This is a genomic window from Acinetobacter sp. UBA3025 (assembly GCF_002367915.1).
In the GTDB taxonomy this organism is placed as follows: Bacteria; Pseudomonadota; Gammaproteobacteria; order Pseudomonadales; family Moraxellaceae; genus Acinetobacter.
The window spans coordinates 1-7,299 of record NZ_DFDO01000134.1 but is presented as its reverse complement, the minus strand read 5'-3'; the positions used below and the strand labels follow the sequence as shown (position 1 = coordinate 7,299).

Here is a 7,299-nt window from a genome sequence, read left to right as displayed (position 1 = left end):
AGTCTGGCCTCGGGCACCATTTTAATTCTGATTACAATGGTGCAATGAAAAATCTCCAGCATTCAGCTGGTTTTTTTATGCGTGATTATCACCAATAGAATGTGCCCTCCCCATGTCTGCATCCCGTTCTTTTGATCTAGCCAGATTGCAATTACGCCATCCTGATGCATTCTTTTGCAGCCTCAGCTATGGCCGTTATAAATATTTGAACCAGACCACTGATCTATATCTGTATTTACGTATCGGTATTCTGATCATGATCACAGGTTTTTGCTGCCTGTGTTTTTCGCTGCCGTTTTATCCTGACTTTGTGACTTCAAAATATCAGGCGCTCAGTGCTGGTACGATTGTCATGATCGGCATGCTCTATCCTTATATCTGGCGCGCCCAGTTTCAGGCGAAATACAGTTCTGCTCGCTATGCCAAGCGTTTACAACTCTGCCTGTATATGCAAACCCTGATTGCGATTCTGTCATTTACAAATTATCAGTATTTTCACTCAGCATTTATTACTTTGCCTTGCTTAGCCCTGCTTGCTTTCAGTAGCCTCGTACCAGTTTTAGTCGAGCCTTGCTTTAGAGTTTCGACTCGCAGCACCCTTTTGGTACGTTTGCAGAAAATCCGTCAACTGGCTTACTGGTCTTATCAGCAGTCGCAAAGCAAAGAGCCGGAACCGGTGCCTTATCAAAAAGATTTAAAACAGTATTATCTGGATTTGCATCGTAGTTGCATGCTGGAAGAACAGAAATTACTAGATGAAATTCATTATAAAAATTTAAAAGACGTATTTTCAGATCATTAAAAAAAGCCCTGTTTAACAGGGCTTTTTTTTACCATTCGCGGTTAACGACCAGTTCTTCCATTTCAATATCAAACAGACCCTGCTCTTGCACGACCATCATCATGGCCTCGGCAATATAGTCTGCGGCAGTATCATCCAGAGAAGAGTCCAGATCTTCAAACTGTGGCTTCATGGCATTGATGTCTGCCACAGTCTCATGGGCCAGCTGATATACATCCTGATCTGATAAACCGGATTTAGATACTTTTGAAGCAAAACGTTCGATGTGTTGCTTGATTTCTGCAACCAGAATATCGGGATAATATTCATCATCGAACATGGGGAGAAGTAAATCTGCAAACATTACAGGCACTTTAAAAGATGACAATCTAACTTAAGCGTGCCTGTATAGCACATTTCTGTTTAAAAGCCAAACAGCTTGTGCTCCTATATGTCTTTCAGCCCAGATTTAGGCATTTTGCATAGCTTTCCAGATTTTGATGGCGTCTGCTGTTACCTTGACATCATGTGCTCGAACCATACAGGCACCTTGCTGAATGCTCAGCAAATGCGCCGCAGCCGAACCTACTGCACGTGCTTGTGGTTCTGCACCATTCAGAGCAGCACCAATAAAACGTTTGCGGGATAAAGCAGACAAAATCGGATAGCCCATTTCTGTCAATTTATAAAACTCTTGCAACAGCTTTAAATTTTGCTGGGCATTTTTTGCAAATCCAAAACCAGGATCAATCATGATATGTTCAGCTTTAACACCGACATCTAGAGCATCTTGAACCCGTTGTGACAGTTCCCGAATCACATCCTGAGTTACATCATCATACTGATCCAGATTATTCATCGTAGTCGGCTCACCACGCATATGCATGATGATCACCGGAATATTCAGTTCTGCTGCCGTCTCTAACGCTTGTGGACGAGTGAGCGCGCGTACATCATTCCAGATATGTGCACCCACTTTCACGGCTGCTTTAATCACTTCTGGCTGTGAAGTATCAATCGAGATGATCACATCATGCTTGGCCAGTTCTTCAACTACAGGCACAACACGACGGATTTCTTCTTCAACTTCCACGACTGATGCACCTGGACGTGTAGATTCACCACCCACATCAATTACGGTGGCACCATCAGCAATCATTTCCAGGGCTTTTACTACTGCCTGATCTTTCTGATTGTGCAGCCCCCCATCGCTAAAGGAATCCGGAGTCACATTTAAAATTCCCATCACATGCGGCTGAGACAAATCCAGTTTCAAATGACCGAAAGTCCAGATCTGTGGTCGTAGTGGCTTCAGCTGCATGGTTCAATCCTAGTTCACAATAACCCCGGTATTGTCTTATGGAAAGATCAATAAAGCAAAGCTCAATCTATTCAATAGCTAGATTTCAAAATAGTTCTTATTGGAATATTGCATCAGCTTGGATTGCAGTAACGCTTTTACATCAACCCATTCGCTTTTTAAAATACTATAGATATAGCTATCTCTGAGTGTCACGCCATCTTTACGCAGCATATGACATCTAATGATGCCATCCTGTTTGGCACCCAGAGCTTCAATAGCTTTTTGACTTTTAAGATTCAGATGATCAGTCCGAAAGCCTACCACTTGAGCATTCAGCTCTTCAAATGCATGCTGCAACAAAAGATATTTACAGACCCGGTTTACATAGGTTCGTTGATAAGGTTTGGCATACCAGGTAAAGCCAATTTCAACGCGTGGAATTTCCGGCTTGATATCATGATAACTAGTGGTACCAATAGCGCGACCCGAATTCAGATCAATCACAGCAAAAGCCATTCTTTCACCTTTGGACTGCTGTTCAAAAGCTTGGGTAAAGTAGTGTTTAAGTTTATGTAGGTAAGGTACCGAATTATATAACACTTCCCCCAAGTCCCTTTCGGCACATGCATTTTCTAAGTCTGCAAAATGTTCCCAGCTCAGTGGCTCCAAACGTAGCTGATAAATACTGGATTCCAGAACAAGTAAATTCATTCTTATTTTTACTCATTGATTTTTATAAATTGACTATAGCATTCAACTAGATATGACAAAACAATGGCCATAAAAAAACCACCCGAAGGTGGTTTTAATTTTTAACTTAGTTCGCTGGTAATGGCGGAGGAGTCATTGGACCATCAGTCGGTGTTACATCAATCACTGGATTGTCTGAAACATAAACTTTAGGTGGTTTTGGCTCACGACCTTCCATAATGTCACGAATCTGTTCACGATCAATTGTTTCCCACTCAAGCAGCGCTTTCACCATGGCATGGGCAATATCTTTGTTATTTTCAAGGATATCGCGTGCAACCTTGTATTGCTCATCGATGATGCGACGAACTTCCGCATCTACCTGTTGTTGGGTGGCCTCAGAAATCGTACGGGTACCAATGCTACCCATAAATGACTGTTGCGAGTCATCTTCATAGACCATGACGCCTAACTTGTCCGACATACCATATTTGGTCACCATCGCACGTGCCATTTTAGTTGCACGTTCAAAGTCATTCGAAGCACCAGTCGACATCTGGTTAATGAACACTTCTTCTGCGATACGACCACCGAACAGGATTGAAAGTTCATTCAACATCTTGTCTTTATAATGGCTGGTTTGGTCAAACTCAGGTAACTGCCAAGTGACACCCAATGCCCAACCACGCGGCATGATGGTAACTTTATGCACAGGGTCTGTACCTGGAAGCATTTCTGCCACAATCGCATGACCTGCTTCATGGTAAGCCGTAGCACGACGTTCTTCTTCACGAAGTACCATCGATTTACGTTCAGGACCCATGTACAGTTTGTCTTTCGCATCTTCAAAGTCATGCATGTCGACTGTGTTCTTGTTACGACGTGCAGCAAATAATGCCGCTTCGTTTACAAGGTTGGCCAACTGTGCACCTGAGAAGCCTGGTGTACCACGAGCAAGCACTTTGACATCTACACCAGTAGTAGAAGGAAGTTTCTTCAAGTGTACATTCAGGATTTGCTCACGACCTTTAATATCTGGCAAACCTACCATCACCTGACGGTCGAAACGGCCTGGACGAAGTAAAGCTTTATCCAGTACATCAGCACGGTTAGTTGCAGCGATGACAATAATGCCTTCATTGCCTTCAAAACCGTCCATCTCTACCAGCATCTGGTTCAGAGTCTGTTCACGTTCATCATGACCGCCGCCAGTACCTGAACCACGATGACGACCGACTGCATCAATCTCATCAATGAAGATGATACATGGCGCATGACGTTTTGCCTGTTCGAACATGTCACGTACACGTGATGCACCGACACCGACAAACATTTCAACGAAGTCAGAACCTGAGATACTAAAGAATGGAACTTTTGCTTCACCCGCAATGGCTTTAGCCAGCAAGGTTTTACCTGTACCTGGAGGACCCACCATCAGGACGCCCTTAGGAATAGTCGCACCCAGACGTTTGAATTTTGCAGGATCTTTCAGGAAGTCAACGATTTCGACTACTTCCTGTTTTGCTTCATCACAGCCGGCAACATCAGTAAATGTCACTTTGATCTGGTCTTCAGATAGCATTTTCGCTTTAGATTTACCAAAGCTCATCGGGCCATTTTTACCGCCTGCACCGCCACCCATGTTGCGCATAAAGAACATAAATAACAAAATGATTAGAAGCACAGGGAAACTTGCAATCAGCAATTGCATGAGCAAGCCTTGACGTTGAGGCGCTTCACCTTCAACGACCACATTATTTTTAATCAGGCTTGGCATCAGTTCTGGGTCTTGAACTGCCGGGCGAATGCTTTCAAACTCTGAACCGTTTGATTTTTCACCGCGAATTCTTTCGCCATCAATTGTAACTTGTTTAATTTGGCCAGCATTGACCGCGGCAACAAACTCCGAATAGTTCATTGTAGTCGGTTGATTGCGGTCACTGACGTTGCTGAAGATTAACACCAGCACACCCAGTATCACGAGCCACAATACGGCATTCTTAAAAAGATCGCTCAAAGCTTTATTTCCCATTCCAATCTAATTTGATCATGCCCTCGAAGGGTGACCTTAATCAATAAGCTGCAAATCAATTTGCAATAATGTAAAAACCTACAAAATGCACAATTTTTAACGTGTTGGCAAGTAAACTTTATTTCAAAGCCTTCTTGCGTCCCTGTCCGACCAAAAACACTTCTTTCGAACGGGCACGTGATGCAGCAGGTTTAATCGTCTTCAATACATCAAAACTGTTGACGACTTCTTTACGAAATTCATCAAAACCAGAACCCTGGAATACTTTCACTACAAACTGTCCTTTCGGACCGAGTACCTTGTTGGCAAAATCCAGAGCAAGTTCACATAAATAAATCTGACGTGGTTGATCTACAGCTCTATTACCTGATGTATTGGGGGCCATATCTGAAATTACAACGTCTACTGTGCGTCCGTTTAAAATATTTAACAATTTATCGAATACTTCTTGTTCACGGAAATCACCCTGCAAGAAAGTCACATCAGGTAGCGCATCCATTTCCAAGATGTCTGATGCAATCACCAGACCTTTATCACCGACCAGTTTTCCGGCAATCTGGGACCAGCTTCCTGGGGCAGCACCCAAGTCCACTACAGTCATGCCGGGTTTGATAATGCCGTATTTTTCCTGAATTTCTAGCAACTTGTACGCAGCACGGGCACGATAACCTTCTTTTTGTGCTTTTTTCACATAAAAGTCATCAAGATGCTCTCTCATCCACGCACGACTACTTTTAGATAACTTTTGGTTGGTAATGCGTGTTGCCATAACTCTCTAAATAAAAAAAACTTCTAATGATTCATTGTACGGGAAAAACACATTTTTTGCAGTATACATGTGTATCTAAATCTGAGTATTCCGGTGTAATTTGCGATTATTTACAAGTGATTATTTCCTGAGAATTTACAGCGTTTATTTTTCGCTTTTGCTATACTAAGCCGTTTTAAAAATCAGGTTATCTCTCATGGCGTCTTTATCTATTCAGGAACGTAAGCGTTTACGTCAAATTGGACATGCATTAAACCCGGTTGTAATGCTTGGTGACAAAGGCTTAACTGAATCTGTAGTTGAAGAGCTAAATCGTGCCCTTAATGATCACGAACTCATTAAAGTAAAAGTGGTGGCTGAAGACCGTGAAGCACGTGCAGCACTCATTGCTGAACTTTCAGAAACTACAGGTGCTGAAGTGGTACAAACTATTGGTAAAATTGCGCTGCTTTACAAGAAAGCACCAAAGCAAAACCAGAAGTTATCCAATCTTGTCCGTTTTGCCCATCTTTCTAACTAAGTACAGGATTTATGGCCAGTTACGAACTCAGCGCATTTGATCGCCGTTTTCAGGCAATCTCATTGGTCGGTGCCATCGAACAGCAAAATCCATGCAGCTTGAATGTCGGATTTTGGTTGCGCGATCCCAACCAGTACGTGCTGTGGCCAGAAATGGTTACTGCACATCCCCGTCGTAATTTTTTGTGGGAACAGACCTGCTTTGAAATCTTTATCGGGGTTCAGGGTGAAGATTATTATCGTGAAATCAATCTCTCTCCTTCTCAGGCCTGGCAAGCCTATCAGTTTGAGGAATATCGCTATCCGGAAGATATGCCGCCACCTGCTGCATACGATATCGAACTGAATCAGCTTAAACGTACCCATTATGGTCTGAATGTCAGTCTGGATCTGACCGAGTTTATGGTTGAGCATAAACTTAAATGGGCAGACCTGTTTATTGGTCTGACAGCAGTATTAAAAACCTCACAAGGCGATCAATACTTTGCGATGCAGCACAGCAGCCCAGAAGCAGACTTCCACAATAAACGGGATTGGCTGCATGTCTTTTAATGCAGATTAAAAGTATTTGCTGGATAAAAAGATATTAAAAAACGTGAGCATTAAAGTCTCACGTTTTTTTATGGGCTTTTCCGGATCATCCGCTCAAAGTTCGCTGTTATAGCTTGAAGAAAATATTTTTCTGTATTTTCTCTACGTAGATTCAGGTCAATATTAAATTGAAATAATTAGCCTGCTCTCAACACTTAGGGCTGGCTATTTTGATAATGATTTAAACGTTATTTAAGCTGATAGACTAAGAGTTCATTTTAATTGTTTTCGACATTTTAGTGATGTAAGCGGTAATTGTCCTGCACTGATTTTACCGCGGCATAAAAAATTACAGTTAACATGAAGATGATCAGGATAATCGTTCCAAAAGTTAGTCCAAAGAATCCCAGACATAACATCATCACACCGAGATAAAGTGCACGCATCAACCAACTTTCCAGATTAAGCATCATAATCAGCGTCAGTAAACAAAGTACACCTACAAAATAATGCTGCTGCATCGTGACCCCCTTTCATTATTATTGTGAGTCCGTTTTGCCTCAAAAAGACAAAGGAGAACGTATCCAGTTCTCCTTTCATGCAATTTAAGTCAGCGTCTTCCCTTAACTCTTCAGCTCAGGGCTTTTTTCTGAACTTTCAGCTTTTACCATCAA

General features: G+C 42.3%; 9 protein-coding genes. 3 read left to right on the top strand and 6 right to left on the bottom strand.

Annotated elements, in window-relative coordinates:
- Positions 1-112: 112 nt before the first annotated feature.
- Positions 113-802 carry a hypothetical protein gene (locus tag B4J23_RS05745; RefSeq protein WP_291359216.1) on the top strand — a complete coding sequence of 230 codons (690 nt, stop codon included), beginning with the start codon at positions 113-115 and terminating at the stop codon, positions 800-802.
- Positions 803-830: 28 nt separating this feature from the next.
- Here B4J23_RS05745 and B4J23_RS05740 read toward each other — a convergent pair whose 3' ends face one another.
- The 5 genes from B4J23_RS05740 to rlmE all read right to left on the bottom strand — a co-directional run bounded on the left by B4J23_RS05740 (position 831) and on the right by rlmE (position 5,575).
- A complete protein-coding gene (locus tag B4J23_RS05740) occupies positions 831-1,145 on the bottom strand; it encodes a DUF5713 family protein (protein WP_125278212.1) in 315 nt (104 codons plus the stop codon).
- A 105-nt stretch (positions 1,146-1,250) separates the two neighbouring features.
- Positions 1,251-2,102, bottom strand: a complete 852-nt coding sequence (folP, locus tag B4J23_RS05735) for a dihydropteroate synthase (protein WP_291359214.1) — start codon at positions 2,100-2,102, stop codon at positions 1,251-1,253.
- A gap of 78 nt (positions 2,103-2,180) precedes the next feature.
- Positions 2,181-2,795, bottom strand: coding sequence for a GNAT family N-acetyltransferase (locus tag B4J23_RS05730; RefSeq protein WP_291359212.1), 615 nt, complete (start codon positions 2,793-2,795; stop codon positions 2,181-2,183).
- A 106-nt stretch (positions 2,796-2,901) separates the two neighbouring features.
- Entirely contained in the window at positions 2,902-4,791 is a 1,890-nt protein-coding gene (ftsH, locus tag B4J23_RS05725) for an ATP-dependent zinc metalloprotease FtsH (protein WP_034170205.1), read from the bottom strand.
- A 133-nt stretch (positions 4,792-4,924) separates the two neighbouring features.
- On the bottom strand, positions 4,925-5,575 hold the full coding sequence (gene rlmE, locus B4J23_RS05720) for a 23S rRNA (uridine(2552)-2'-O)-methyltransferase RlmE (RefSeq protein WP_004784794.1): 651 nt from the start codon (positions 5,573-5,575) through the stop codon (positions 4,925-4,927).
- Between the two features lie 196 nt (positions 5,576-5,771).
- On the opposite strand from rlmE, the gene yhbY reads away from it, so the two are divergent.
- Together yhbY and B4J23_RS05710 are read left to right on the top strand one after the other, a co-directional pair.
- The gene (gene yhbY / locus B4J23_RS05715; protein ID WP_004784797.1) at positions 5,772-6,095 is read left to right on the top strand and encodes a ribosome assembly RNA-binding protein YhbY; all 324 of its coding nucleotides are present in this window, start codon (positions 5,772-5,774) and stop codon (positions 6,093-6,095) included.
- 11 nt (positions 6,096-6,106) lie between these two features.
- Entirely contained in the window at positions 6,107-6,646 is a 540-nt protein-coding gene (locus tag B4J23_RS05710) for a DOMON-like domain-containing protein (protein ID WP_179992809.1), read from the top strand.
- A gap of 275 nt (positions 6,647-6,921) precedes the next feature.
- On the opposite strand, the gene B4J23_RS05705 is transcribed toward B4J23_RS05710, so the two are convergent.
- On the bottom strand, positions 6,922-7,146 hold the full coding sequence (locus B4J23_RS05705; protein WP_291359208.1) for a hypothetical protein: 225 nt from the start codon (positions 7,144-7,146) through the stop codon (positions 6,922-6,924).
- Between the last annotated feature and the right edge of the window lie 153 nt (positions 7,147-7,299).